The sequence below is a fragment of the Pseudomonas sp. W15Feb34 genome (assembly GCF_023127765.1).
GTDB classification, from domain to species: Bacteria; Pseudomonadota; Gammaproteobacteria; order Pseudomonadales; family Pseudomonadaceae; genus Aquipseudomonas; species Aquipseudomonas synxantha_A.
The window spans coordinates 77038-99909 of sequence record NZ_SPKN01000044.1 but is presented as its reverse complement, the minus strand read 5'-3'; the positions used below and the strand labels follow the sequence as shown (position 1 = coordinate 99909).

General features: G+C 62.8%; 24 protein-coding genes. 3 read left to right on the top strand and 21 right to left on the bottom strand.

The genetic code is table 11. From position 1 onward, the window contains the following. Positions 1-26: 26 nt before the first annotated feature. Together E4O97_RS20440 and hemE are read left to right on the top strand one after the other, a co-directional pair. The gene (locus E4O97_RS20440; protein ID WP_003187920.1) at positions 27-1445 is read left to right on the top strand and encodes an FAD-dependent oxidoreductase; all 1419 of its coding nucleotides are present in this window, start codon (positions 27-29) and stop codon (positions 1443-1445) included. A 252-nt stretch (positions 1446-1697) separates the two neighbouring features. Continuing rightward, on the top strand, positions 1698-2765 hold the full coding sequence (hemE, locus tag E4O97_RS20435; protein ID WP_005784052.1) for a uroporphyrinogen decarboxylase: 1068 nt from the start codon (positions 1698-1700) through the stop codon (positions 2763-2765). A 122-nt stretch (positions 2766-2887) separates the two neighbouring features. On the opposite strand, the gene E4O97_RS20430 is transcribed toward hemE, so the two are convergent. After that, positions 2888-4156: an MFS transporter gene (locus E4O97_RS20430; RefSeq protein ID WP_216090629.1), complete on the bottom strand. Its 1269-nt coding sequence runs from the start codon at positions 4154-4156 to the stop codon at positions 2888-2890. A gap of 124 nt (positions 4157-4280) precedes the next feature. On the opposite strand from E4O97_RS20430, the gene E4O97_RS20425 reads away from it, so the two are divergent. Continuing rightward, positions 4281-5174, top strand: coding sequence for a LysR family transcriptional regulator (locus E4O97_RS20425; protein WP_216090630.1), 894 nt, complete (start codon positions 4281-4283; stop codon positions 5172-5174). Between the two features lie 122 nt (positions 5175-5296). On the opposite strand, the gene E4O97_RS20420 is transcribed toward E4O97_RS20425, so the two are convergent. The 20 genes from E4O97_RS20420 to E4O97_RS20325 are packed head-to-tail and all read right to left on the bottom strand — an operon-like array spanning position 5297 to position 22623. After that, positions 5297-5692, bottom strand: a complete 396-nt coding sequence (locus tag E4O97_RS20420; protein ID WP_078820097.1) for a hypothetical protein — start codon at positions 5690-5692, stop codon at positions 5297-5299. 26 nt (positions 5693-5718) lie between these two features. Continuing rightward, positions 5719-6945: a beta-ketoacyl-ACP synthase gene (locus tag E4O97_RS20415; protein ID WP_032878298.1), complete on the bottom strand. Its 1227-nt coding sequence runs from the start codon at positions 6943-6945 to the stop codon at positions 5719-5721. Then, on the bottom strand, positions 6945-7673 hold the full coding sequence (gene fabG, locus E4O97_RS20410) for a 3-oxoacyl-ACP reductase FabG (protein WP_216090631.1): 729 nt from the start codon (positions 7671-7673) through the stop codon (positions 6945-6947). The genes E4O97_RS20415 and fabG overlap by 1 nt, the downstream gene beginning before the upstream one ends. Continuing rightward, positions 7670-8131 carry a hotdog family protein gene (locus E4O97_RS20405; RefSeq protein ID WP_078820098.1) on the bottom strand — a complete coding sequence of 154 codons (462 nt, stop codon included), beginning with the start codon at positions 8129-8131 and terminating at the stop codon, positions 7670-7672. The genes fabG and E4O97_RS20405 overlap by 4 nt, the downstream gene beginning before the upstream one ends. After that, a complete protein-coding gene (locus tag E4O97_RS20400) occupies positions 8128-9294 on the bottom strand; it encodes a beta-ketoacyl-[acyl-carrier-protein] synthase family protein (protein ID WP_248162054.1) in 1167 nt (388 codons plus the stop codon). Before E4O97_RS20400 ends, E4O97_RS20405 begins: the two co-directional genes overlap by 4 nt. After that, complete coding sequence (locus E4O97_RS20395; RefSeq protein ID WP_148852982.1) at positions 9291-9773, bottom strand: hypothetical protein; 483 nt, start codon at positions 9771-9773, stop codon at positions 9291-9293. Before E4O97_RS20395 ends, E4O97_RS20400 begins: the two co-directional genes overlap by 4 nt. Continuing rightward, complete coding sequence (locus tag E4O97_RS20390) at positions 9770-10519, bottom strand: class I SAM-dependent methyltransferase (protein WP_078820101.1); 750 nt, start codon at positions 10517-10519, stop codon at positions 9770-9772. Before E4O97_RS20390 ends, E4O97_RS20395 begins: the two co-directional genes overlap by 4 nt. Continuing rightward, the gene (locus tag E4O97_RS20385) at positions 10516-11763 is read right to left on the bottom strand and encodes an NAD(P)/FAD-dependent oxidoreductase (RefSeq protein ID WP_248162053.1); all 1248 of its coding nucleotides are present in this window, start codon (positions 11761-11763) and stop codon (positions 10516-10518) included. Before E4O97_RS20385 ends, E4O97_RS20390 begins: the two co-directional genes overlap by 4 nt. A 33-nt stretch (positions 11764-11796) precedes the next feature. Further along, complete coding sequence (locus E4O97_RS20380; RefSeq protein WP_248162051.1) at positions 11797-14127, bottom strand: MMPL family transporter; 2331 nt, start codon at positions 14125-14127, stop codon at positions 11797-11799. Beyond that, positions 14099-14794: an outer membrane lipoprotein carrier protein LolA gene (locus E4O97_RS20375; RefSeq protein WP_032878290.1), complete on the bottom strand. Its 696-nt coding sequence runs from the start codon at positions 14792-14794 to the stop codon at positions 14099-14101. The genes E4O97_RS20380 and E4O97_RS20375 overlap by 29 nt, the downstream gene beginning before the upstream one ends. Beyond that, positions 14788-15216 carry an acyl-CoA thioesterase gene (locus tag E4O97_RS20370; protein ID WP_032878289.1) on the bottom strand — a complete coding sequence of 143 codons (429 nt, stop codon included), beginning with the start codon at positions 15214-15216 and terminating at the stop codon, positions 14788-14790. Before E4O97_RS20370 ends, E4O97_RS20375 begins: the two co-directional genes overlap by 7 nt. Next, on the bottom strand, positions 15209-16750 hold the full coding sequence (locus E4O97_RS20365) for an aromatic amino acid ammonia-lyase (RefSeq protein WP_248133482.1): 1542 nt from the start codon (positions 16748-16750) through the stop codon (positions 15209-15211). The genes E4O97_RS20370 and E4O97_RS20365 overlap by 8 nt, the downstream gene beginning before the upstream one ends. Continuing rightward, on the bottom strand, positions 16734-17669 hold the full coding sequence (locus E4O97_RS20360) for a glycosyl transferase (protein ID WP_248162050.1): 936 nt from the start codon (positions 17667-17669) through the stop codon (positions 16734-16736). The genes E4O97_RS20365 and E4O97_RS20360 overlap by 17 nt, the downstream gene beginning before the upstream one ends. Further along, a complete protein-coding gene (locus tag E4O97_RS20355; protein ID WP_122732447.1) occupies positions 17666-18400 on the bottom strand; it encodes a glycosyltransferase family 2 protein in 735 nt (244 codons plus the stop codon). Before E4O97_RS20355 ends, E4O97_RS20360 begins: the two co-directional genes overlap by 4 nt. Further along, positions 18393-20063, bottom strand: a complete 1671-nt coding sequence (locus E4O97_RS20350; RefSeq protein WP_248162049.1) for an acyl-CoA synthetase family protein — start codon at positions 20061-20063, stop codon at positions 18393-18395. The genes E4O97_RS20355 and E4O97_RS20350 overlap by 8 nt, the downstream gene beginning before the upstream one ends. Beyond that, the gene (locus tag E4O97_RS20345; protein ID WP_078820107.1) at positions 20060-20605 is read right to left on the bottom strand and encodes a hypothetical protein; all 546 of its coding nucleotides are present in this window, start codon (positions 20603-20605) and stop codon (positions 20060-20062) included. The genes E4O97_RS20350 and E4O97_RS20345 overlap by 4 nt, the downstream gene beginning before the upstream one ends. Beyond that, positions 20602-20856, bottom strand: a complete 255-nt coding sequence (locus E4O97_RS20340; RefSeq protein ID WP_003187949.1) for an acyl carrier protein — start codon at positions 20854-20856, stop codon at positions 20602-20604. The genes E4O97_RS20345 and E4O97_RS20340 overlap by 4 nt, the downstream gene beginning before the upstream one ends. Before the next feature lie 9 nt (positions 20857-20865). Beyond that, positions 20866-21135, bottom strand: coding sequence for a phosphopantetheine-binding protein (locus E4O97_RS20335; RefSeq protein ID WP_005784090.1), 270 nt, complete (start codon positions 21133-21135; stop codon positions 20866-20868). Continuing rightward, positions 21113-21925: a lysophospholipid acyltransferase family protein gene (locus E4O97_RS20330; protein ID WP_078820109.1), complete on the bottom strand. Its 813-nt coding sequence runs from the start codon at positions 21923-21925 to the stop codon at positions 21113-21115. Before E4O97_RS20330 ends, E4O97_RS20335 begins: the two co-directional genes overlap by 23 nt. Then, positions 21901-22623: a beta-ketoacyl synthase chain length factor gene (locus E4O97_RS20325; protein WP_078820110.1), complete on the bottom strand. Its 723-nt coding sequence runs from the start codon at positions 22621-22623 to the stop codon at positions 21901-21903. The genes E4O97_RS20330 and E4O97_RS20325 overlap by 25 nt, the downstream gene beginning before the upstream one ends. Between the last annotated feature and the right edge of the window lie 249 nt (positions 22624-22872).

The window sequence follows — 22872 nt, the reverse complement described above, 5'->3', positions numbered from 1 at the left end:
CCTGAACAGTTTGATGAGGTTTTAACATGGCTGAACGTCTGAATAACGACTTCCAGTTCATCGATGTCGGGCGCAAAGATCCGAAGAAGAAACTGTTGCGTCAACGCAAGAAAGAGTTCGTGGAAATCTACGAACCCTTCAAGCCCCAGCACTCGGCCGATCAGGCCCACCGCTGCCTGGGGTGCGGTAACCCGTATTGCGAATGGAAGTGCCCGGTGCACAACTTCATTCCCAACTGGCTCAAACTGGTGGCCGAGGGCAACATTCTCGCCGCCGCCGAGCTGTCGCACCAGACCAACACCCTGCCGGAAGTCTGCGGCCGGGTGTGCCCGCAAGACCGTCTATGTGAAGGTGCCTGCACCCTCAACGACGGCTTCGGCGCAGTGACCATCGGTTCGGTGGAGAAGTACATCACCGACACCGCGTTCGCCATGGGCTGGCGCCCGGATATGTCCAAGGTCAAACCGACCGGCAAGCGCGTCGCGATCATCGGCGCGGGCCCGGCGGGCCTGGGGTGTGCCGACGTGTTGGTGCGTGGTGGCGTGACCCCGGTGGTGTTCGACAAGAACCCGGAGATCGGTGGTCTGCTGACTTTCGGTATTCCCGAGTTCAAGCTGGAAAAAACCGTACTGAGTCACCGTCGTGAAGTGTTCACCGGCATGGGTATCGAGTTCCGCCTCAATACCGAGATCGGCAAAGACATCACCATGGAGCAACTGCTCGCCGAATACGATGCGGTGTTCATGGGCATGGGCACCTACACCTATATGAAGGGCGGCTTTGCCGGTGAGGACTTGCCGGGCGTGTATGACGCGCTCGACTTCCTGATCGCCAACGTCAACCGCAACCTGGGCTTTGAAAAGTCGCCGGAAGATTTCGTCGACATGAAAGGCAAGAAGGTCGTGGTGCTGGGCGGTGGCGACACCGCGATGGACTGCAACCGTACCTCGATCCGCCAGGGCGCCAAGTCGGTCACCTGTGCGTATCGTCGCGACGAAGCCAACATGCCCGGCTCGCGCAAAGAGGTGAAGAACGCCAAGGAAGAAGGCGTGAAATTCCTCTACAACCGCCAGCCGATTGCGATCGTCGGTGAAGACCGCGTCGAAGGCGTGAAGGTGGTCGAGACCCGTCTCGGCGAACCGGATGCCCGAGGCCGTCGCAGCCCCGAGCCGATCCCGGGTTCCGAAGAAATCATCCCGGCTGACGCCGTGGTCATCGCTTTCGGTTTCCGTCCAAGCCCGGCGCCCTGGTTCGAGCAGTTCGAAATCCAGACCGACAGCCAGGGCCGCGTGGTAGCCCCGGAACAAGGCCAGTACAAGCACCAGACCAGCAATCCGAAAATCTTCGCCGGTGGCGATATGGTGCGCGGCTCTGACCTGGTAGTGACGGCGATCTTCGAAGGCCGCAATGCCGCCGAAGGGATCCTGGACTACCTGCAGGTCTGATCAAATTTCAGTCTGAAATGCGATCAAATGTGGGAGCTGGCTTGCCTGCGATGCAGGCAACTCGGTCTGTCAGCCAGACCCAGTTGATGCTATCGCAGGCAAGCCAGCTCCCACACAAACCTCATTTCACATTGAGGTTTGTGTTGCCAGTCATTGCGACAAATTGACCCGATAGACAAAAGGCTCCGCTCTTGCCGTGCCTTTTGCGTCGCGCTCTGAGAAAATGCCCGCACTTTTTTTGCGGATGCCGACATGACTGCCCTCAAGAACGACCGTTTCCTTCGTGCCCTGCTCAAGCAACCTGTAGACGTCACCCCCGTGTGGATGATGCGTCAAGCCGGTCGCTACCTGCCGGAATACCGCGCCAGTCGCGCCCACGCCGGTGACTTCATGAGCCTGTGCATGAATCCTGCGTTCGCCTGCGAAGTCACGATGCAGCCGCTGGACCGCTACCCACAACTGGATGCGGCCATTCTCTTCTCCGATATCCTCACCATCCCCGACGCCATGGGCCAGGGCCTGTACTTCGAGACCGGCGAAGGCCCGCGCTTCAGGAAAGTCGTCAGTACCCTGGCCGATATCGAAGCCTTGCCGATCCCTGATCCGCACAAAGACCTCGGCTATGTGATGGACGCGGTCAGCACCATCCGCCGCGAGCTCAACGGTCGCGTGCCGCTGATTGGCTTCTCTGGCAGCCCGTGGACGCTGGCCACCTATATGGTCGAAGGCGGTTCGTCGAAAGACTTCCGCAAGACCAAGGCCATGCTCTACGACAACCCGCAAGCCATGCACCTGTTGCTGGACAAGCTGGCGCAGTCGGTGACCTCCTACCTCAACGGCCAGATCATGGCCGGTGCGCAAGCGGTGCAGATCTTCGATACCTGGGGCGGCAACCTGTCGGCGGCGGCGTACCAGGAATTCTCCCTGGCCTACATGCGCAAGATCGTCAGCGGCCTGATCCGCGAACACGAAGGTCGCAAGGTTCCGGTCATCCTGTTCACCAAGGGCGGCGGCCTGTGGCTGGAAAGCATCGCCGATGCTGGCGCCGATGCATTGGGCCTGGACTGGACCTGCGATATCGGCGAAGCCCGCCGTCGCGTTGGAAACCAGGTTGCGCTGCAAGGCAACATGGACCCCACTGTGCTGTACGCCAAGCCGGAAGCGATCCGTGCCGAAGTCGGACGCATCCTCGCCAGCTATGGCAAGGGCACCGGCCATGTGTTCAACCTCGGCCATGGCATCACGCCGGAAGTGAATCCGGAACATGCGGGTGCGTTCCTACGCGCAGTCCACGAACTCTCGGCGCAATACCACGAATAAAGCACAGAGCAAAAATGTGGGAGGGGGCTTGCTCCCGATAGCAGAGTGTCAGTCAACAGATTTATTGACTGAACCAGCGCTATCGGGAGCAAGCCCCCTCCCACATTAAAAGCCGGAAACCTTCAGACCTGCCCCAACGGCGGCAACTTCGCCAGCTTCAACGCCACCAGCAACGCGCCGATCAGTAGCGCGATAATGAATCCGCCAATCCCGTTCCACCCGGCAAAATGCCAGAAGAACCCGCCTGCCGTCCCGGCAATACTCGATCCCACGTAATAGCAGAACAGGTAAAGCGAAGACGCCTGCCCCTTGGCTTTCACCGCCCGGCGGCCGATCCAGCTGCTGGCCACCGAGTGGGCGCCGAAGAAGCCGAAAGTGAAGATCAACATGCCCGGCACCACCAGCCACAGCGGGGTGAACAGCGTCAGGGCCATGCCGGCGAGCATCAGCACGATGGTGGCCCACAGCACCCGACGGCGGCCAAGGCGGTCGGCCAGAGAGCCGATCTTGGCCGAGCTGTAGATGCCCGAGAGGTACACCAGCGACAGCAGGCCGACCACGGCCTGGCTCAGCTCATAGGGTGAGGCCAGCAGGCGATAACCGATGTAGTTGAACATCGTCACGAACGCGCCCATCAGCAGGAAGGCTTCCAGGAACAGCCACGGCAAGCCCGCATCCTTGAAATGCATGACGAAGCCATCCACCAGGCTGCGCGGCTTGAGGCTGCTGGCGCGGAAGTTGCGCGATGGTGGGAGGATCTTCCAGAACACAGTGGCCGCGATCAGGGCCAGGGCGCCGATGATCAACATTGCGGTGTGCCAGCTGACGAAGTCGATCAACACGCCGATGATCAGGCGCCCGCTCATGCCGCCAATCGCATTGCCGCCGATGTACAGGCCCATGGCCAGGCCTATGTGCTGGGGATGAATCTCTTCGCTGAGGTAGGTCATCGCCACGGCAGCCAGGCCGCTCAGGGACAGGCCCACCAGCGCACGCATCAGCAGAATCCCCTCCCAGGTCGGCATCAGACCGCTGGCGATGGTGGCCAGCGCCGCACAGAACAACGCGGCGACCATCACCGGCTTGCGCCCCAGCCTGTCGGAAATTGGCCCGGTGACCAGCAGGCCGCAGGCAAGCATCGCGGTCGCCACCGATAGAATCAGGCTGCTTTGCGCCGCATTGATGGAAAACTCGTGGGACAGCGCCGGCATCATCGGCTGTACGCAATACAACAGGGCAAAGGTGGCAAACCCGCCGGAAAATAGCGCCAACACCGTGCGCATGAACATCGGCGTGCCTTTTTCGATGTACTCGTCATTGAGCTGCGCCACCACGTCATCAAGGGCTGAGGGCGGGGTGTGTTGGGCAAGTGGAGCAACAGCAGGATTCACGGGGGACCTCGGGGAGGAAAGTCTGCCAGGACTGACAATACGAAAAAGAATATAGCTGGCTAATGATTCTTTCCAATATATTGTTCGACCTGTTTGATAGGTTCTACGACCTAATGAGGTGTGCATGGAATTACGTCACCTGCGGTACTTCATCGCCGTCGCTGAAGAACTGCACTTTGGCCGCGCCGCGCAGGTGCTGGGCATATCGCAACCGCCCTTGAGCCAGCAGATCCAGGCACTGGAGCAAGAGGTGGGGGCGCGGTTATTTGAGCGTACCAATCGTCGGGTCGAGCTGAGCGAGGCAGGGCGGCTGTTCCTGCAAGAGGCGCGGCTGGTGTTGGCCCAGGTCGACAAGGCGGCAGACGTGGCGCGCAGAGCGCAATTAGGAGAGCTCGGGGAGTTGAAGATCGGCTTCACATCTTCCGCGCCGTTCAATTCCAGTATTCCCCAGGCGATCTTTGCGTTTCGCCAGGCTTTCCCGGCAGTGCACCTCAATCTGCAGGAGATGAGCAGCACGGAGGTGGCCGAGTCATTGGTGGATGAGTCGATCCAGGTCGGGCTGATGCGGCCTTTGCCGTTGCCTGATTCGCTGAGCGTGGTCGAGTTGATGCGCGAGCCCCTGGTTGCCGTATTGAGCGCCGGCCATCCGTTGGTGGAAGGCAGCGAGCGCGGCCTGCACCTGGCGCAGTTGGCGCAGGAACCCTTTGTATTTTTCCCACGCACCTACGGCAGCGGCCTGTATGCCCAACTGCTCAACCTGGCCCGCGACGCCGGGTTCAGCCCGCATTTTGCCCAGGAAGCGGGGGAGGCGATGACCATCATCGGCCTGGTGGCGGCGGGGTTGGGCGTGTCGGTGTTGCCGGCGTCTTACCAGCGTATCCGCATTGATGGCGTGGTCTACCGCACACTGCTCGACCCGGAGGCGATGACGGCGGTGTGGCTGGTGCAGCGCAAGGGCGTGCAAACACCGATGGCTAAGGGGTTTGTGGAGTTGTTGACGCACAGGGCATCTGAATAACGCCCTTGAGAACATGGCATATCTCATGTGGGAGGGGGCTTGCTCCCGATAGCGGTGGTTCAGTTAGAGAGACTGAGACTGACACACTGCTATCGGGAGCAAGCCCCCTCCCACATTTGGCCTTACTGCATCCCGGCCGAGCGTATCCCCGCCAGAATATCCCGGTCCAGCATGCTCACCCAGCGGTTGTAGTTGCGATGGATCTTGCCGTCCTTGTAGCCCAGGTCGCGGCTGTCGCGGTAGGTGATGGCGTAGCTGTTGCGGGTGTAGCGGATATCGATTGCTGCATAGAACTGGCCGCGCACGGTGATCTCGGCCTGCACCAGCTGCGGGCTCAGGCGTTGTACCGTCCACTCACGTTTTTGCAGGGCGGCGACGATCACCTGTTTCATTTTTTCTTCGCTGACCTGGGTCGTGGCCGGCAGTTCGTGCTGGGTGTTGAGCACTGGTTTGCTGGTGCAGCCGGCAGTGGTCAACAGGGCCAGGGTGATCAGGGTAGCGCGTAGCAGGGAAGACATTCCGTTTTCTCCAATCGATTAAAAAGTCAGGCCCAGCGGCGGAAGATCAGCGAGGTGTTGACGCCGCCGAAGGCAAAATTGTTGTTCATCACGTAGTCGTTGTGCATCTGGCGAAAGCCCCCTTGCAGGTAATCGAGCTCGCCGCATTGCGGGTCGACCGAATCCAGGTTGAAGGTGTGCACGTAGTGGTCGCGGTTCATCATCTCGATGCTGAACCACGACTCCAGCGCGCCGCAGGCACCCAGGGTGTGGCCGAGGAAACTCTTCTGCGAGCTGATCGGCATACGGCTGCCGAACAGGCTGCTGGTGGCCAGGGTTTCGGCGATGTCACCTTGGTCGGTGGCGGTGCCGTGGCCGTTCACATAGCCGATGGCAGAAGGTGCAAGCCCAGCGTCTTCCAGTGCCAGTTCCATGGCACGGCGCATGGTTTTCTGTTCCGGGCGGGTGGTGTGCTGGCCGTCGGCATTGCTGCCAAAGCCAACCAGCTCAGCGTGAATATGCGCGCCCCGCGCCAACGCGTGTTCCAACTCTTCCAGTACCAGGATGCCGGCGCCTTCACCAATCACCAGGCCATCACGGCCGCTGTCGTAGGGGCGCGGACTGGTTTGCGGCGCATCGTTTTTCAGGCTGGTGGCGTAGAGTGCATCGAACACCATGGCTTCGGTGGGGCACAGTTCTTCGGCTCCGCCGGCGAGCATCAATGGCAGGCGCCCGAACTTGATTGCCTCGTAGGCATAGCCGATGCCCTGGCTACCGCTGGTGCAGGCGCTGGACGTGGGGATCAAGCGCCCGGTGAGGCCAAAGAAAATGCTGATATTCGCCGCGGTGGTGTGCGGCATCATCCGCACATAGGAGTTGGCGTTTAGCCCCTCGGCCACGGAATTGAGCAGCATATTGCCGAACGCCTTGATCTCATCGGTGCTGCCGGTGGACGAGCCACAGGCCACGCCCATGCGCCCGTCCTTGATCGACGGGTCACCGAGCAAGCCGGCATCCTGCAGTGCCTGCTCCGCTGCCCACACCGCCAGGCGCGAGACGCGCCCCATGCTGCGCAATTGCTTGCGGGTCCAGTGCGCAGGCACCACAAAATCATCAATCGGCCCGGCCAGGCGCGTGTTCAATTCGGTAAAGCGGTCCCATTCATCCATGCGCCGGATACCGCTGCGGTTGGCGCGAAAGTTGGCGGCGATGGTGTCCCAATCGCTGCCCAGGGAGGTCATGCCGGCCATGCCGGTGACGACGACGCGCTTCATCAGCACAAGCCTCCGTTCACGGCCAGCACCTGGCGTGTGATATAGCCCGCTTCGGCCGACATCAGGAAATTCACCGCGCCGGCGACTTCTTCCGGGGTGCCCATGCGTTGCGCGGGGATCATTTTCATCAGCTCTTCGACGGGGACGTTTTCATCCAGCATCGCCGTGTCGATCAACCCCGGCGCCACGCAGTTGACGGTGATCTTGCGTTTGCCCAGTTCGATCGCCAGCGCCTTGGCTGCGCCGATCAGGCCGGCTTTTGAAGCACTGTAGTTGACCTGGCCGCGGTTGCCGATCAACCCGGACACCGAGGTGATGCACACGACACGCCCGGCGGCGCGACGTCGAATCATCGGCATCATCACTGGGTGCAGCACGTTGTAGAAACCATCGAGATTGGTGCGCATCACCACGTCCCAGTCGTCTTCCGACAGGGCAGGGAAGGCGCCGTCGCGGGTCAGGCCGGCATTGAGCACCACGCCGTAGTAGGCGCCATGTTGCTCCACGTCGGCTTCAAGGATGGCCTTGCAACTGGCGCGGTCGGACACGTCGAATTGCAGCACCCGCGCCTTGCGACCCAGGGCCTCGATCTCGACCTGCACGGTGTCGGCTTCGGCGCGGCCACTGCGGCAATGCAGCACGATGTCATGGCCGGCCTGGGCCAGGCGCAGGGCAATGGCGCGGCCGATGCCACGGCTTGAGCCGGTGACCAGTACGGATTCAGTCATGACGTTGGGTCCTTCGATTCATCTAAATAGTTGGCCGCCTGGGGCGGTCGAAATACGTTCAGGCGCGCACTGGCCTGGATACCCTTACCGGTGAGGTGGCATTCGAACACACCCATGCCGTTGTCGTCTTCCAGGGAGCGCAGGCCGTGGATATTCAGCTCGGCGCCTGCCGGGAAGTACTCGACATTGCACTCGAACTTGCGTGTACCCAACAGGAAGCCCAGTTCCACCGCGCGGCCTTGCTGGCGTGCATGGCAGCCGGCATAAGCGGCGACGCTTTGCGCCATCAATTCCAGGCCGACCCAGGCCGGCAGGCTACCGTCAGGGCGGTTGAACAGGCCGTCGGGCTTGACGGTGACGCGGGTGCGGATCTGCTCATCATCGAACGACAGCACCTGGTCGATCAGGATCATGTCGCCCGCGTGGGGTAGCAGCTCGGCAAGTGGCCAATCGATCATGGGGCCTCTGCGATTATCAGGCTGACGTTATTACCGCCGAAGGCAAACGAGTTGCTCATCAGGCAGGTTTTTTTCAAGGTGTCCCCGCTGTGCGTCCATTGCAAGGGCGGCAGCGCCGGGTCAGCGTGGCCATCCCACACGTGAGGCGGCAGCTGGCCGTGAGCCAGGCTCAGCCAGCAGAACGCCGCTTCCAGCGCTCCGGCGGCGCCAAGGGTGTGGCCGGTCATGGGCTTGGTCGACGAACAGGCCACACCGCCGGGGAACAGGCTGGCGACCGCCAGGCTTTCCATGGCGTCGTTGTGTTGAGTGGCGGTGCCGTGCAGGTTCAGGTAGCCGATCTGCTCGGGAGCCAGCTTTGCGTTGGCCAGGGCCTTGCGCATCGCTTGCAACGCGCCCTTGCCGCTGGGTTCCGGCGCGGAGATATGGTGAGCGTCGCAACTGGCACCGCTGCCCAGCAAGGCGATCGGTGCCGGCTCGCGGCTCATCAGGAACAGTACCGCCGCCTCACCGATATTGATGCCGTTGCGGTTCACCGAGAACGGGTTGCAGCGCTCGCTGGATACCGCTTCCAGCGAGGTAAATCCGTTCAGGGTCAGCTTGCACAGGCTGTCCACGCCGCCACAGATTACCGCATCGCATACCCCCAGGTTCAGCAGGCGCTGGGCGCTCATCAAGGCACGGGCGCTGGAGGTGCACGCGGTGGAAATCACATAGGCCGGGCCGCTCACTTGCAGCCAGTCGGCGAGGAAGTTTGCCGGGGCGCTGAGTTCCTGTTGCTGGTAGTCGTAGTCGGCAGGGAACTGCTTGTCGCGCAGGTAATGGGCAATGCCACGGCTGGCTTCGTCGATGCCCGAGGTGCTGGTGCCAAGCACCACGCCGACTCGCCCTGGGCCATAGGTTTGAATGGCCTGACGGATCTCATCTTCAATCTGCAACGCCGCTTCCAGCAACAACTGGTTATTGCGACTGCTTTGTTGAGCCAGTTCCACCGGCAAAGGCACCAGTTCGCCCTGGACGGCAGCCACCGGCACCACGCGCTCCGGCACCCAGCCGCTTTCGACGCGCATGCCTGAGCAGTCACCGGCAAACAGGTTGCGGCTGACTTCGGCCTGGCCTCGGCCAAGGGCGCAGATCACACCGAGGGCATTGAGGTAAGCGGTCATCGGCTGATACCCAGCGGGGTGATGCGATAACTCAACGGCTGGCCGGCCATGTTCACGCTGAACACCTCGGAAGACTGATAGATGATTTGCCAATGGCCCGGCAGCGTGCGCGTCAGGTCCATGGCCTGGGCGTGCGGATACAGCGCCGGCACATCACCGGCCTGGGTCAGGGCAAACAGCAGCGCGGCAAACAGCTCCCGCGCCTGGGGATTGGGTGGCAGCAAGCCGTCGGCCTGCCACTGCCCATCGAGCAGTTTTTGCCGGGCCAGGGGAATGCCCAAGGGGTCCATCATCGACCAGCGAATCGCGTGGCCTTCGCGCTGGATCACCAGCAGCCAGTCCTGGCGCTGCCCGTCCGCCAGGCGCTGCACATGCAGTTGCATCGGCAAGGCCAGGGCCGGGATTTTTTCCGGCAGCGGTGCCTGGCTGGCGCAGGCACTGAGCAGCAACAGGCAACCCATTAACAGCAGGCGCATCATGAGGCGGCGTTCTCCAAAGGTTTGCGCGCTACGCAGTTGACCAGGGTTTCCTCGCGCTGGCCCACCGGCGGCGCCTTGCGCAGGCCCCAGCGCTCCAGCAGGCCGAAGTCGCTGGAGCGGCTCCACCACAGGTAGGGGTACGAGACATTCTGCGAGTCGAATTCAAAGCCTTGCTCGCGCAGCATCTCCAAGTACTCTTCGGCGCTTTTTTGCACATGCATCGGGTGGCGGAACAACCAGCGAATCACCCAGGTGTCGATATAGGCTTCGGTGGATTCGGCAAACAGCAGATAGCCGCCCGGTTTGAGTACCCGGTAGAACTCCTTGAGCGCGCGATGTTGCTCGACCAAATGGTGAAAGGTCTGGTGGCAAAACACGATATCGACGCTGGCGTCCGGTACATCGAGGGTGGCGCAGTCACTGCCGATCAGCTCGACAGCCAGGCCCTGGCGCGCGGCCTCTTCACGGCTCAGCTCCAGACTGTGGGGGTCGGCATCCAGGCCGATCAGGCGTGAAGGCGCAAACACCTGCTGCAGCAACCGGAAGGACTTACCCTGACCACAACCGGCGTCCAGCAACACCGGGGCCACCGGCAGCGGCTCGCTGAACAGGCTGCGCAGGTCGTTGATCGCCACGCGCAATACGTGATGCTGCCAGGTGTGGCTGCGCAGGAACCAGAAGCCGAACCTGGTTTCCTCGACATAATTTTTGCTCAGGTAGTTTTTTTCAACGGCAGGACTGCTCATACCGCTTCACTCGCACAAATATCCGACAACATCCGCAATCGCCGTTTAGGCTCGCTGACAAACGGGTTGCGCTCATCCCAGGCGTAACCGGCCAGGATCGAACTGATCATGCGGCGAATCTCCGGCGAGCTGCCAGGATGGAAAATCACATCCTGGAACGTACCGGCATACCAGCCTTCGACGTAGCAGCGGAAGGTATCGACACCGCGCTTCAAGGGTTCGGCGAATTCGCTTTGCCAGTCCACGGTCTCGCCGTTGAGCTGACGGTGCAGCACAGCGGCGGCCATGCTGGCCGACCGCATGGCGATGGTCACGCCGGACGAGAACACCGGGTCGAGAAATTCCGCCGCATTGCCCAGTAGCGCAAAGCCTGGGCCGTGCAGGCTTTTGACGTTGGCCGAATAGCCGCCGATGCTGCGTGCCGGGGTGTCCCAGACGGCGTTTTGCAGCACGGCGGCCAGGCTTGGCGTTTCATCGACAAAGCTGCGCAGGCAGGCATCAAGGTCGCTGTCGCGGCCATCGAAATGCTCTTTGGCCGCGACCACGCCCACCGAGCAACGGCCGTTGCTGAACGGGATGGTCCAGAACCAGATGTCGCGCTGGGTCGGGTGGGTGGTGACCAGAATTTTGCTGCGATCAAAGCCTGGGTGTTCGATGCGGTCTTCGATGTGAGTGAACACGGCCTGGCGCAGCGGGAAGTTCGAGGGCGCCTCAAGGTCCAGCAGGCGCGGCAGTACGCGGCCATAGCCGCTGGCGTCGAGCACGAACTTGGCTTTGATGTGGTACTCGCTGCCGTTCTGTCGGCGCACATGCAGGTAGCGGCACTCGCCGGAGAAATCCACACCGACAATGCTTTGGCCATAGCGGATTTCCACACCTTGCAGCGCCGCCTGATCGGCCAGCAACTTGTCGAACTCGCCGCGCTGCACCTGGAAGGTGGTGGGCTTGCCGTTGCTGAAGGTGTCGCCAAAGTCAAACGCACTGTAGCGCTCGCCCCAGGCGAACGCGGCGCCGGTTTTTACCAGGAAGCCCGCCGCTTGCACAGCGTCGAGCATCCCGGCTTCTTCGATGAAGTCGATGCAGTGCGACAGCAGGCTTTCGCCAATCGAAAAACGCGGGAAATGCTCGCGTTCGATGATCAATACATCATGCCCTTTGCGCTTTAGCAGCGCGGCCGCAATGGCACCGGATGGCCCGGCACCGATCACCACCACCTGGCGACGTTCCATTTCAACTGTGGGCACGAGGGCTCCTTGCCGCATGGGCGATAATCGCATTCATAAGGTGTGTTTCTGCTGGGCTGCCCAGGGCGCCAGCATAAAGCTGAATGCCAGGCCCAGGCTGACCGATAAACCGAAATTACTCACGGCCGGTGTGCTCGACACCGCCAGCAGGCCGAACGACAACCAGGTTGTCAACGCCGCCAGCAGTGTTCCCAAGAGGCTGACGGCCGGGCCGCCGATCTGCTCGCGCATCAAGATCGCGTAGTCAACGCTGATGGCCGTGACCAGCAACAGGCCAAACAGGCTGAACAAGGTCAGCGGCTGGCCCAGCCAGCCGAGGCTGGCCAGGCTGCACAGCGCGGCCAGCAGGGGCAGGGCGACGATACGCAAGGCGCCGCCAAAACCGAAGGGCGCAATCAGCAACAGCACGATCAGCACGCACGACAGCAACTTCAATTCGGCTGCGCTGATTTGCGTGTCGGCAAACACGCGGTTCAAGTCGCCCAGGCGATCGACTAGTTGCACGCCGGGCAAATCCAGCGCCTGCACCCGCAGCAACGCCGGGTTGTTCAAGCCTTGCAAGCTGACCATGGCCGCCACGCCGCCGTCGACCGGGCCGAGCCAGAGCGTGCGCCAGGGTTCGGCCAGCGGGCCTTGCAGCGCTGCGTCAATGTCTTGAGTGGGCAGCGCCTGCAACTGCGCGACTTCAGCCTGCAGGGCACTGACGGGCACGCCGAGGTCCAGCAGCGGTTGCCAGTGTTGCGCCAGAGTGTTCAGCGCATCGCGCAGTTGTTGCTGCTCCTCGGGCAGGTTCACCAGTTGACTGAGCGCCAGGTAGCCCTGGAGCTTGTCCATGTTCACCAACTGATCCAGGCGTTTGCCCAGGGCGGCTTGGCGTTCCAGCAACTGTTGCTGATTATCTGCGCGCACCAGGAAAAACTGGCTGGTGGGCTGGAACCCGGTGATGCGCGCTACGGCCTGGGCCTCCTGGAGCAATTGCGGCGGCGCGCCGATCCACTGGCGAATATCGTTCTTGCTGTTGAGCTGCCACAGGCCGGCGGCGCAGAACACCAGCACCGCCACCAGCAGCACTGAACCGGGCACGCGCTTGATCAAGGCAGTACGCAGTTGCCATAGGGCCTGGGCGACACGCAGCGGCCATTGCGCCGGGCGCAGCTCCACACCCTTGAGCAGCGCAGGCAGCAGGCACACCGCACACAAATAAGCCCCCACCAGCCCGGCGGCGGAGAACACCGCGATTTGCGTCAGCGCCGGGAACGGCGTCCAGGCCAGCGCCAGGTAGCCGATGCAACTGGTGGCCAGGCTCAGGCTCAGCCCCGGCAGGGTCAGGCGCAACGCCGGCCAACTGCGCCAGGGTTGCAGGCTCCAGCTTTTGGACAGGTAGTGCAGTGGGTAATCCACCGCCACGCCGATCAGGCTGGAGCCCATCACCAGGGTCATCACATGCATATGCCCAAACAGTGCCACACAAGCGACTGCGCCAAACAGCATGCCCACCAGCACCGGCACAAATGCCAGCAACACCCTCCAGCGTCGGAAAGCCAGCAACAGCAACAACAGGATGCCGATGGTTGCGCCACCGCCGACCCAGGTGATTTCCCGCGTGGCTTGCTGCTGCCCATTGGCCGCGTAGAGCAAGCCGCTGGCGGCGAGCAATTGCGCGCCGTGCTCACCAGCCTGCTCGCGGCTGGCCTGGAGTAAATCCGCCACTTGCAACGGCAATTTCATATCGAAGGCATTGCCGTGGGTGCGTGCCCGCACCAGCACCCAGCTTTGGCCGTCGGCTTCGGCGATCAAGGCGCCGCTGCCGATGTCCAGCTGAACCGCGCCGTGTTGTGGCTGGCTGTTCTGGATACGCCCGGTCAGGCCGAGCCAGTCGTCCTGGCTCGGCACCAGGCTGAAGCCGGTGAACGGGTCGAACAGCGCTTGCACCCGTTGCTGGATAAAGGCGTCGGGGCGTTCGATCAGTTGCTCACGGTCGTTGGCCGAGAGCATCGACAAACGCCCGCGCAGCAGTTGCTCGCGCAACGCCGGCAAGTCGGCTTGCAGGTTCCATTGCACCTGTTCAAACAGACCGCTGGCCTGCCAACGCTCGCCCATTTGCTGCGCCGCGGCCAGTGCTTGCTGGCGGTCGGCATGGCCCACCAGTACCAGCATCTCGCGGTTCAGCGGTTCTTGCATACGCTGTTCGGCCTGCTGTTCCAGGGCGTCCGGCGTACTGCCCGGCACCAGTTCCATCAGGTTGGCCGACAACGGCGCGCCATCGCGCCACTGCCAGCCGGCCAGGGCCAGCACGGCCACCAGCAGGATCAGGAACAGGCGCGGCAGCAGGCGCTCACTGGGCAAAGTCGTGTTGCTCCGCATCGCTCAAGGGTTGGTCGGCCGTGCTGTCCTGCATACGCAATACAGTGCTGTCGCCCTGGGTTTCCAGCAGCTCGATGGTTTGCACCAGTTCGCCGCCGTCGATATTGATCCGGGTGAACACTTGCTTGAGCAGCAATGAGCGCGGGGTCAGCGTGAGCTTCCAGTTGTGGGGCTGGCCTTGCAGTTGCAGTTCGAAGTCACGCTGCAAGCCGCTGCTGTCGCCCTGGAGTACGGCGAGAAACAGGCGATTCTGTTCGGCCCCGGCGCTCTTGTTCGGCAGCGGTTGCCAGCCGTTGGCGTCACGCCGGGCGATGCCTTGGCCTGTGATGCGGTAGTCCTGTTGCAGCGGGGTCTTGAGCAGCCATAACAGGCCGTGGTCCTTGGCGAGCACGAAGGTGCCTTTGCTGACCAGCGGCTGGGGCAGGGCGCGCAGGTGTTTTTCCTGAGTGAAGCTGCCGTGGATGACAGAGGGTTTTGCAAGCTGATCGCTCAACTGCTGCAAGTCGAACGCCTGGGCCAAGCCTGGAACGCCCAACAGCAGGATAAGCACAATCCCTGTGGGAGCGGGCTTGCCCGCGAAGAACCTGAGGACGCTGCGTAGTGTCAGGCGTCGTGCGTTATCGTTAACGACCATCGCGGGCAAGCCCGCTCCCACAGGGGTCAGCATTTCAGGGCCCTTTCTACGGCATCGGTGAATATCTTGGGCGAGGCAAGTTGCATCTCGCGGTTGGCGATTTGCACCGCCACTTGCACGGTGCTGGCGCGGGTCAAGCGCTCGCCGCTCGCCAGGTCAGTGATCAGGTAGTTGACCTTCAAACGGTTCTCCCACTCCACCAGGCTGGCACGCACATTGAGCGTCTGGCCGAAGGTCGCGCCACGTACATAGCGTAGCTGCATGTCGATCACCGGCCAGGCGTAGCCGGACTCGAGCATCGCCGTGTAGTTATGGCCGATCTTGTCCAGCAGCGCACAGCGCGCCACTTCCAGGTACTTCACGTAGTGCCCGTGCCACACCACGTTCATGGTGTCGATATCGAAAAACGGCACGAGGATTTGCGTGTCGCAGTGCAATACGCCGGGGCTACGCATGCAGCCTCCAGTGTTGCGCGGCGATGCGTTGCAGGCACAGGCGCAGTTCGCCTTCCAGGGCACGGTCTTCGATGACTGGCGGGAAGTCCATGGCCAATTCTGCGTGCATTGCGGCCAGTGCCGGTGGCAGCGCTCGGGCATCTTCTGCTTGGGCTCGCAGCCACACGCCCTGGTTGGCGGCGAGCAGGGCGGCGGCGGCTACTTGTTCGGTCAGCTCCAGTACGCGGATTGCATCGCGGGCAGCGATGGTGCCCATGCTCACCTTGTCCTGGTTGTGGCACTCGGTGGAGCGTGAGAACACACTGGCCGGCATGGTGTTCTTCAATGCTTCGGCGGTCCAGGCGCTGGTGCCGATCTGCACGGCCTTGAAACCGTGATTGATCATCGCGCGGTCGGCGGGGGCGCCCGAGAGGTTGCTTGGCAGGCCATGGTTGTAACGCACGTCCACCAGCAGCGCGAGCTGGCGGTCGAGCAGGTCGGCGACGTTGGCCACCAGGGTCTTGAGGCTGTCCATGGCGAAGGCGATATGCCCGCCGTAGAAGTGCCCGCCGTGCAGCACGCGTTCTGCTTCGGCGTCGATGATTGGGTTGTCGTTGGCGCTGTTGAGCTCGATCTCGATAAATGAGCGCAGCCAGTTCAGGCTGTCGGCCAGCACGCCGAGGACATGAGGGGCGCAGCGCAAGGAGTAGCGATCCTGCAAGCGATGCAGCGGCGCCGTTGGCGCATCAATCGCCAGGTCGTTGCGCAGCCACGCGGCCACTTGCATCTGCCCAGGGTGCGGCTTGGCGGCGAACAGGCGCTCGTCGAAGTGTTCCGGGTTGCCTTGCAGCGCCACCACATTGAGCGCGGTGATGCGCGTCGCCAGGTGCAGCAGGTAGTCGGCGCGGGCGAAAGCCAGGCAGGCCAGGCCAGTCATCACGGCGGTGCCGTTCATCAAGGCCAGGGCTTCCTTGGGGCGCAGCACCAAAGGCTCCCAGCCCAGTTCGCGGTGCACGTCGACCGCCGGGCGGCGTTCGCCACGAAACAGCACTTCACGTTCGCCGGACAAGGTCGCTGCCACGTAGGACAGCGGCGTCAGATCACCGCTGGCGCCCACCGAGCCTTCTTCCGGGATCAGTGGCAGCACATCGTGTTCGAGGAAGGCGTGCAGGCGTTCCAGCAGTTCCACGCGTACGCCCGACACGCCATGGCACAGCGACTGCAAACGCGCCGCCAACACGCCGCGGGTGGCTTGGGCGTCGAGCAGCTTGCCCAGGCCGCAACCGTGAAAGGTGTACAGGTGACGCGGCAAGGCTTCGACGTGTTCCAGCGGCACCGCCACCACGCAGGAGTCGCCGTAGCCGGTGGTCACGCCGTAGATCACGCCTTCCTTGTCCAGCAGCGAGTCGAGAAACTGCGCGCCCTTGGCGATGCGCTGACGATAGGCAGCATCACCCTGCAATTGCGTGGGCGCCTGACGGTTGGCCAGGGCCAGCACGTCTTCGATGCGCAAGGGGCGTTCGCCAAAGGTTACCGGCTCAAGATGCGTCGTCATCGGTCTTCCAGAAAGGGTAAAAGTTGAACCATTGTTGGGGCGCTTGCAGGCAGAACTGGCCCAGGCGTGCGGCGTAGCGGGCGGTCCACTCGGCAATCACCTGCTCGCGGGTGCTGCGCTTCCATTCGATCAACGGTGCGAAAGGCTCGATGGTCAGGCGATAGCGGCCTTGGTGTTTGAGGCACATCAGCAGGTTCACCGGGCATTTGAGCAGCCCGGCCAGCAGCCACGGGCCTTGGGGGAACGCAGCCGGGTGGCCGAGGAAATCCACGCGCACCGTGCGCCCACCGTGCAACGGTATGCGGTCACCGGCAATCGCCAGCCATTCGCCGTCGTCCAGGCGCTGGCTGAGCAGCAGCATGGTGGCCGGGTCCAGCTCGCTGACCTGGATCAGGCGCAAATGGCTGGCCCCGGCTTCACCCAACAGGCGGTTGAAACGCTCGGCGTGCTTGGTGTGCACCAACACGTTCATGGTGACCTGTTCACCGATCTCCGCCAGTGCACGGCACACTTCCAGGTTGCCCAGGTGCGCGCCCACCAGCATCTGCCCGCGCTCGCTACGCAGTTGCCCGCGCAATTGCGCCGGGTCGTTGATTTCGATCTGTTCCAGGCCCAGCTTGCCGTTCCATACGTCGAGCTTGTCGAGCAGGGAATCGGCGAAGGCCATGAACTGGCCGAAGACTTTCCGGTGGCTGGGCAGCAGTTCATCGCGCCCACTCCATTGGGCCAGGCGCTGTTGATATTGCCAGGCGCTGTGGCGCGCCGTGCGGCCAAACAGAAAGAAGTAGAAAACGATGCTGTAGAGCAAAGGGCTCAACAGGCGACGACCCAGGATTTTTGCGGCGAGCGCCGTGAGCTTCATCAGCCAGAAGCTGCCGCGTTCCTCGCGGTCGGCCCAGTGCTTGGTGCTGTCGCTCATGCCTGCCACCGTCGCCACAGGATCATCGGCGCACGCACCAACATGCCGAAAAACAGCCGCGTGTGCATGGCGCTGATGCGAACGTTGTCGCGGAACAAGCGAAAGTGCGACAGGCCGTCGGCCGGGTAGTGCACCTGGGTCGGCAGCCAGCGCATCGGTTGGTTGCGCCAGGCCAGGCGCACCAGGATGTCCGAGTCGAAATCCATGTGCGTGCCGATGTAGGCCGAGTCCATCAAGGCCAGGGTTGGCGCCAGCGGGTACACGCGAAAACCGCACATCGAGTCGCGAATCTGCAACGACAGGGTGTTGATCCACACCCATACGTGGGTCAGGTAACGCGCATACAAACGGCCTTTGGGCACGCTGTCGTCGTATTCGGGGTAGCCGCAGATGACGGCGTCAGGGTGCCGGCGCGAGGTGTCGATAAAGGTCTCGACTTCACGCAGGTCGTGCTGGCCGTCGGCGTCCACTTGCAGGGCGTGGGTGTAGCCCCGGCGCGCCGCTTCGCGAAAGCCGGCCATCACTGCGCCGCCCTTGCCCTGGTTGCTGGGCAGGGTCAACAGGGTGACGTTGTCGAGGGTGGCCAATTGCGCCAACACCGCTGCGCAGGCCGGGCTGCTGCCGTCGTCGACCAGCAGGCACGGCAAGCCGCTGCCCAGCAGGCTGCGGACCACGGCGGGTACGGCAGTTTCGTGGTTGTACACCGGAATCAGGGCGCAGGGGTTATGCATTCGCAGTCACCAACTGTATGCGACCGCTGGAACAGGCGGCAACGCCGTTGCGGTAGGTGAAATAAAGCTTGCTGCGTTCCCGGTCAAAGCGCAGGTGCAGTTCAATCTGATCGCCCGGGCGCACCAGTTGCTGGAACTTGAGTACTTCCATACCGGCGAAGGTGCTCGGCAAGTCGAGCAGTTGCTGGCCCAGGTTGAATGCCCATTCCACTTGCACCACGCCCGGCAGCACGGGCGTTACCGGGAAGTGCCCGCTGAAATAGGCCAGGTCCGGCGGAACGCTCAGTTGCACGGTCCATTCGCCATCGGCTTCGACCTGCTCCAGCACTTCGGGGGCTTTTGGCCGGGGAGCCAGCAGAAGTGCTTCGATATCGGCCTGGGGCAGCTTGCCCTGGCTGTTGAGCGGCAATTGGCGCAGCAACCGCCAGCGACGGGGCAGGGCCAGGGCTTCGCAATGTTGGCCCAGGTGCTGGCGCAGGGTTTGGGTGAGCGTGCGCCGGCCCTGGTTGCGCAGGGCATGCAGGCCATCGCTGCTGAGCACCACCAGCGCGCCAAGGGAGGCGCGGTTTTCCTGCACTACACCCAAGCGGGTTTCGGCGACCCAGGGATGGGTCATCAATGCCTGTTCGAGCATCGGCAGGGAGATGCGTTTTTCTTCCAGCTTGACGATACGGTCCAGGCGGCCCAGCAATTCGAAGCGGCCATCGGCATGGATGCGTGCAGCGTCGGCGGTCTGTTCGATGTGCCCTTCGGGGAGGTATTTTGATGCGATGCGCAGCGCGCCGTCGGCATCCTGGCTCAGTTGCACGTCGGCAAACGGCTGCCAGGGTTGCGCGCCCTGGCGCCAGGCGATGCCGCCGGTTTCCGAGCTGCCGAGAATTTCCGTCGGCCATTGCTGCAAGCGGTCATACAGACTGCCGGCGGCTTCAACGGGCAGCGCGCCACCGGAGGAAAACACCCGCGCAACCTGGCTCAGTGCCGGCCAGTCGAGGTTGTCGCCCATGCGTTTGAGCAGCGCCGGGCTGGCGACCCAGGCAAATTGTGGGTGCTCGCGGCTGGCGCGCTGCATGTCTTCGGGGAACGCCAGTTGCTTGCGCACAAAGGTGCGACCTGCGCACAGCGGCCACAGCACGCGAAACAGCAAGCCGTAGATGTGCTGGGTGGCGACGCTGCCGATGATGCAGGCGTCTTTGAGGTCCGCCCCCCACAGGGCTTCCAGCGCCTCGACTTCATTGGCCAGTTGGCGCAGGGACTTGTCGATGCGCTTGGGCTCGCCGCTGGAACCGGAGGTGCACAGGCTCAGTTGGCAGGTGTCCAGGTCGAGAACCGCAGGGCTCAGTGGCGCCTGGTACAGCGCCTCGAGATCAGCGGCTTCGATCAACCAGGCGTCGACGGCAGGATCCCAGCGATGGCGGGTCTGGGGCTGCAGGTCGGCCGGCAGCAGTACGCTGGCACCGGCGCGCCAGGCGCCCAGCAAGGCAATCGCCAGGACGCCCGCGTCTTCCAGGTACACGGCCAGGCGCTGGATGCCTCGCGCCTGCAAGCCGGCCGCCAGGCGCAGGGATGCTTCCCACAGCTGGGCGTGATTCATGTCAGGCTCGGTGGTGACCCAGCGCTGTTGCAGCGGCTCAAGCAACAAGTGCTCAAGTTTCAACCCATTCATACGCGGCCTCGAACCCTTTGTCGTACCAGCCATTCCACGGCAAACAACAGCGCCATCAGCCCGTAGGCGATCAAGCCGTTGTACAACGTCCACCAGCTCAGCGGCGCCCACAGCGTGAGCGCGGCGGCGAGCAAGCCGTTACACAGAAAAAATGCACTCCACACCACGGTGACCTGGCGGGTATACACGATTGCCTTCGGCGGCAGTTGCGGGTCAGTCATGCGTGCCAGGCGCTCGACCATCGGCGGGCCGTATTTCAGGCTCAGGCCGAACAGCGCCAACATGAACGCGCTGACCAGGCTGGGGTACCAACGCAGCCACTGCGGGTTATCGAACCAGGCCAGCAGCACGCAGAACACGATCACCGTCACCGCCATCCAGCGGCTGCCCGGGCGCCGCCCAGCGGTCAGGGCGCGCAACAGCCACAGGCTGCCCAGCAACAGGCCGAATTGCCACGGTGCAAAATGCTCGGTGCCGTAATACACCGCAAAGGGGTACAGCAGCCCCGCCAACAACAGGCCAAGGCCGATCAGCCGGCTCATGCGGCGGGCTGGACCAGACGGTATACCGCCTCAACCACGTCGTTCACGGTGCGCACCGCCTTGAATTCTTCGGCGGCGATCTTCTTACCGGTCTGGCGCTTGATGTGGTCGATCAGGTCCACGGCGTCGATGCTGTCGATTTCCAGGTCTTGATACAGGTTGGCGTCGAGGGTGACGCGCTCCGGGGGCAGTTCAAACAGTTCCACCAAGGCATCGCGCAGGGTGTTGAAAATATCGTCACGAGTTTGCATGGTACGGTCTCAAGCTGCCTGTCGGGCCGTGACGAACGCCGCAAGGCTGGCCACGTTGGTGAAATGATTGCGGGTGTCCTTGGCGTCGGCATCGATCTTGATGCCGTAGGTTTTCTGGATCGCCAGGCCCAATTCCAGGGCATCGACCGAGTCCAGGCCCAGGCCTTCGCCAAACAGAGTCTGTTCGCTGCCAATGTCGTCGGCGCTGATGTCTTCCAGGCCCAGGGCCTCGATGATCAGCTCTTTTATCTCGTGCTCAAGGCTTTTTTGGTCGCTCATCTTCGGCGAGCTCCTTAATGAAATAGTGATGCAGGTAATCGTTGAGCTTGCGTGAAGCCTGGGGCGCGGCGCCGAGCGCGGCAAACGCTTGTGGCTCTATATCGGCCCCCACGCGCAAACTGAAGTGAAATCGACGTTTGGGGATGCGATACCAGGGTTCGGCCTTGGTCAGGGTGGTGGGGCTGACCTTGATCACCACCGGGGTGATGATTGTCGCACCCCGCAGGGCAATGGCCGCGCCGCCGCGATGAAAGGCGGGGGCCGCGCCGGGTGTGGTGCGTGTGCCTTCGGGAAAGATGATCAGGGTCTGGCCGGCGCGCAGGGCATCGGCAGCCGCATCGAGCATATCGGCGCTGCCGTCGTTGCTGATGTAGCCGGCATCACGCACCGGCCCGCGGGTGAAGGGGTTCTGGAACAGGCTCTGCTTGACCACGCAGTTGGTCTGGCGCATCAGGCCGATCAGGAACACCACATCGATCAGCGACGGGTGGTTGGCAACGATCATCTGCCCTGGGCGCCCGAGCTTCTCGGCGCCTTCCACGCTGTAGGTCAGCACGCCGACACGCTGCATCAACCGCACAAAGAACCAGAACAGCCGGCTGATGGTGTGACGTGCACGGCGCTGGTGCTGTTCGGCACTGCCCGGCAAGCAACTGAGCAATGGAAACACCAGCAAACGCAGGCACAACCCGCCCACGCCGAACAGGAAAAAGCTCGCGGCGGTAGCGAACAGGCGCCAGTAATAGGCGTCCCGAGGCTTGTCGGTCAGGGCTTGCGTTGCCAGTTCCATACTCGGTTCTTCCAGGCATGTTGGCAGGCGCCCTGTTCGGTCAGCAGGGTGCGCAGCAGGTTCAGGGCGTGGGGCCACTGGGCGATGGTGGAGGGTTGGACAGTGCCGGTGGTAAGTTCCAGCTGCCACTCGTCGCCCGGTGTGAGCAACAGGCCGAGGGCATAGGGGAACGGTACGTCATGGATCCAGCCGGCGTAGGCTTCGGGCGGCTGTTCTTCAGTGATCACCAGCAGCACCGCCGGGGCGCCTTCGTTGAGCAGTGCGGCGGCTTCGAGGAGGCCGTGCTCCAGGCCATCGCCAACGGCGGCGAGGGCAGTCATCTCGGCGGTTTCATTGCGCAGGATCGACCACAGGCCGATCACCGCGTTGTGCACCGACAGGCTGAACTGGGTGGGCGACAGCGGCTGCTCGTTGGCCAGATCACTGAGGATATCCAGGGTGCGCGGGGTTTCGCCGTGGCGGGAAATGAACACCAGCGGCAGCTCTGCAAGGCCCTCGGCCAGCGGCCAGCCGACGCTGAACGCCATGCGCGCCAGCCGGCTCAAGCGGCGGCGCTGCATAGCTGGCAGAAATGACACATCCGGGCAGGCTTCGCTGACGGGCAGCAACACCGGGTCCCGGCACCAGGCGTGCCAGTCGTGCGCACTCTCAAGGCCAGGAGCCCAGGCGCGCCATTGGGCGATGTTGAAGTTGATCACTGAGAAGTTATCCCGCCCCTGCGGGCTTCCATGTGCGGCCAATGGCCCCGGATTCCGGGACAGAGAGCAATAGCCGAATGGCGCGCATTATCCCGGTGCCGCGGGGTTCTAGCAAATAGTGGTGAAAATTTGTTCACTATCGATCACAAATAAGTTGGAAGAATTTACAGATTGTCGGCGATCACAGGCCAGGCTGGGTCGTCGGAGATTTCCCATTCATTTGTGAGCCAGGCACAGCGTATGGATGAA

Coding starts and splice junctions, on each gene's coding strand:
- E4O97_RS20375 (WP_032878290.1), bottom strand. CDS start 14,794: ATGCTGACCCCTGTGGGAGCGGGCTTGCCCGCGATGGTCGTTAACGAT.
- E4O97_RS20420 (WP_078820097.1), bottom strand. CDS start 5,692: ATGTCTTCCCTGCTACGCGCTACCCTGATCACCCTGGCCCTGTTGACC.
- E4O97_RS20400 (WP_248162054.1), bottom strand. CDS start 9,294: ATGACCGCTTACCTCAATGCCCTCGGTGTGATCTGCGCCCTTGGCCGA.
- E4O97_RS20405 (WP_078820098.1), bottom strand. CDS start 8,131: ATGATCGATTGGCCACTTGCCGAGCTGCTACCCCACGCGGGCGACATG.
- E4O97_RS20425 (WP_216090630.1), top strand. CDS start 4,281: ATGGAATTACGTCACCTGCGGTACTTCATCGCCGTCGCTGAAGAACTG.
- E4O97_RS20335 (WP_005784090.1), bottom strand. CDS start 21,135: ATGAGCGACCAAAAAAGCCTTGAGCACGAGATAAAAGAGCTGATCATC.
- E4O97_RS20390 (WP_078820101.1), bottom strand. CDS start 10,519: ATGAGCAGTCCTGCCGTTGAAAAAAACTACCTGAGCAAAAATTATGTC.
- E4O97_RS20330 (WP_078820109.1), bottom strand. CDS start 21,925: ATGGAACTGGCAACGCAAGCCCTGACCGACAAGCCTCGGGACGCCTAT.
- E4O97_RS20365 (WP_248133482.1), bottom strand. CDS start 16,750: ATGACGACGCATCTTGAGCCGGTAACCTTTGGCGAACGCCCCTTGCGC.
- E4O97_RS20395 (WP_148852982.1), bottom strand. CDS start 9,773: ATGATGCGCCTGCTGTTAATGGGTTGCCTGTTGCTGCTCAGTGCCTGC.
- hemE (WP_005784052.1), top strand. CDS start 1,698: ATGACTGCCCTCAAGAACGACCGTTTCCTTCGTGCCCTGCTCAAGCAA.
- E4O97_RS20415 (WP_032878298.1), bottom strand. CDS start 6,945: ATGAAGCGCGTCGTCGTCACCGGCATGGCCGGCATGACCTCCCTGGGC.
- E4O97_RS20345 (WP_078820107.1), bottom strand. CDS start 20,605: ATGAGCCGGCTGATCGGCCTTGGCCTGTTGTTGGCGGGGCTGCTGTAC.
- E4O97_RS20360 (WP_248162050.1), bottom strand. CDS start 17,669: ATGAGCGACAGCACCAAGCACTGGGCCGACCGCGAGGAACGCGGCAGC.
- E4O97_RS20370 (WP_032878289.1), bottom strand. CDS start 15,216: ATGCGTAGCCCCGGCGTATTGCACTGCGACACGCAAATCCTCGTGCCG.
- E4O97_RS20340 (WP_003187949.1), bottom strand. CDS start 20,856: ATGCAAACTCGTGACGATATTTTCAACACCCTGCGCGATGCCTTGGTG.
- E4O97_RS20355 (WP_122732447.1), bottom strand. CDS start 18,400: ATGCATAACCCCTGCGCCCTGATTCCGGTGTACAACCACGAAACTGCC.
- E4O97_RS20350 (WP_248162049.1), bottom strand. CDS start 20,063: ATGAATGGGTTGAAACTTGAGCACTTGTTGCTTGAGCCGCTGCAACAG.
- E4O97_RS20380 (WP_248162051.1), bottom strand. CDS start 14,127: ATGCGGAGCAACACGACTTTGCCCAGTGAGCGCCTGCTGCCGCGCCTG.
- fabG (WP_216090631.1), bottom strand. CDS start 7,673: ATGACTGAATCCGTACTGGTCACCGGCTCAAGCCGTGGCATCGGCCGC.
- E4O97_RS20440 (WP_003187920.1), top strand. CDS start 27: ATGGCTGAACGTCTGAATAACGACTTCCAGTTCATCGATGTCGGGCGC.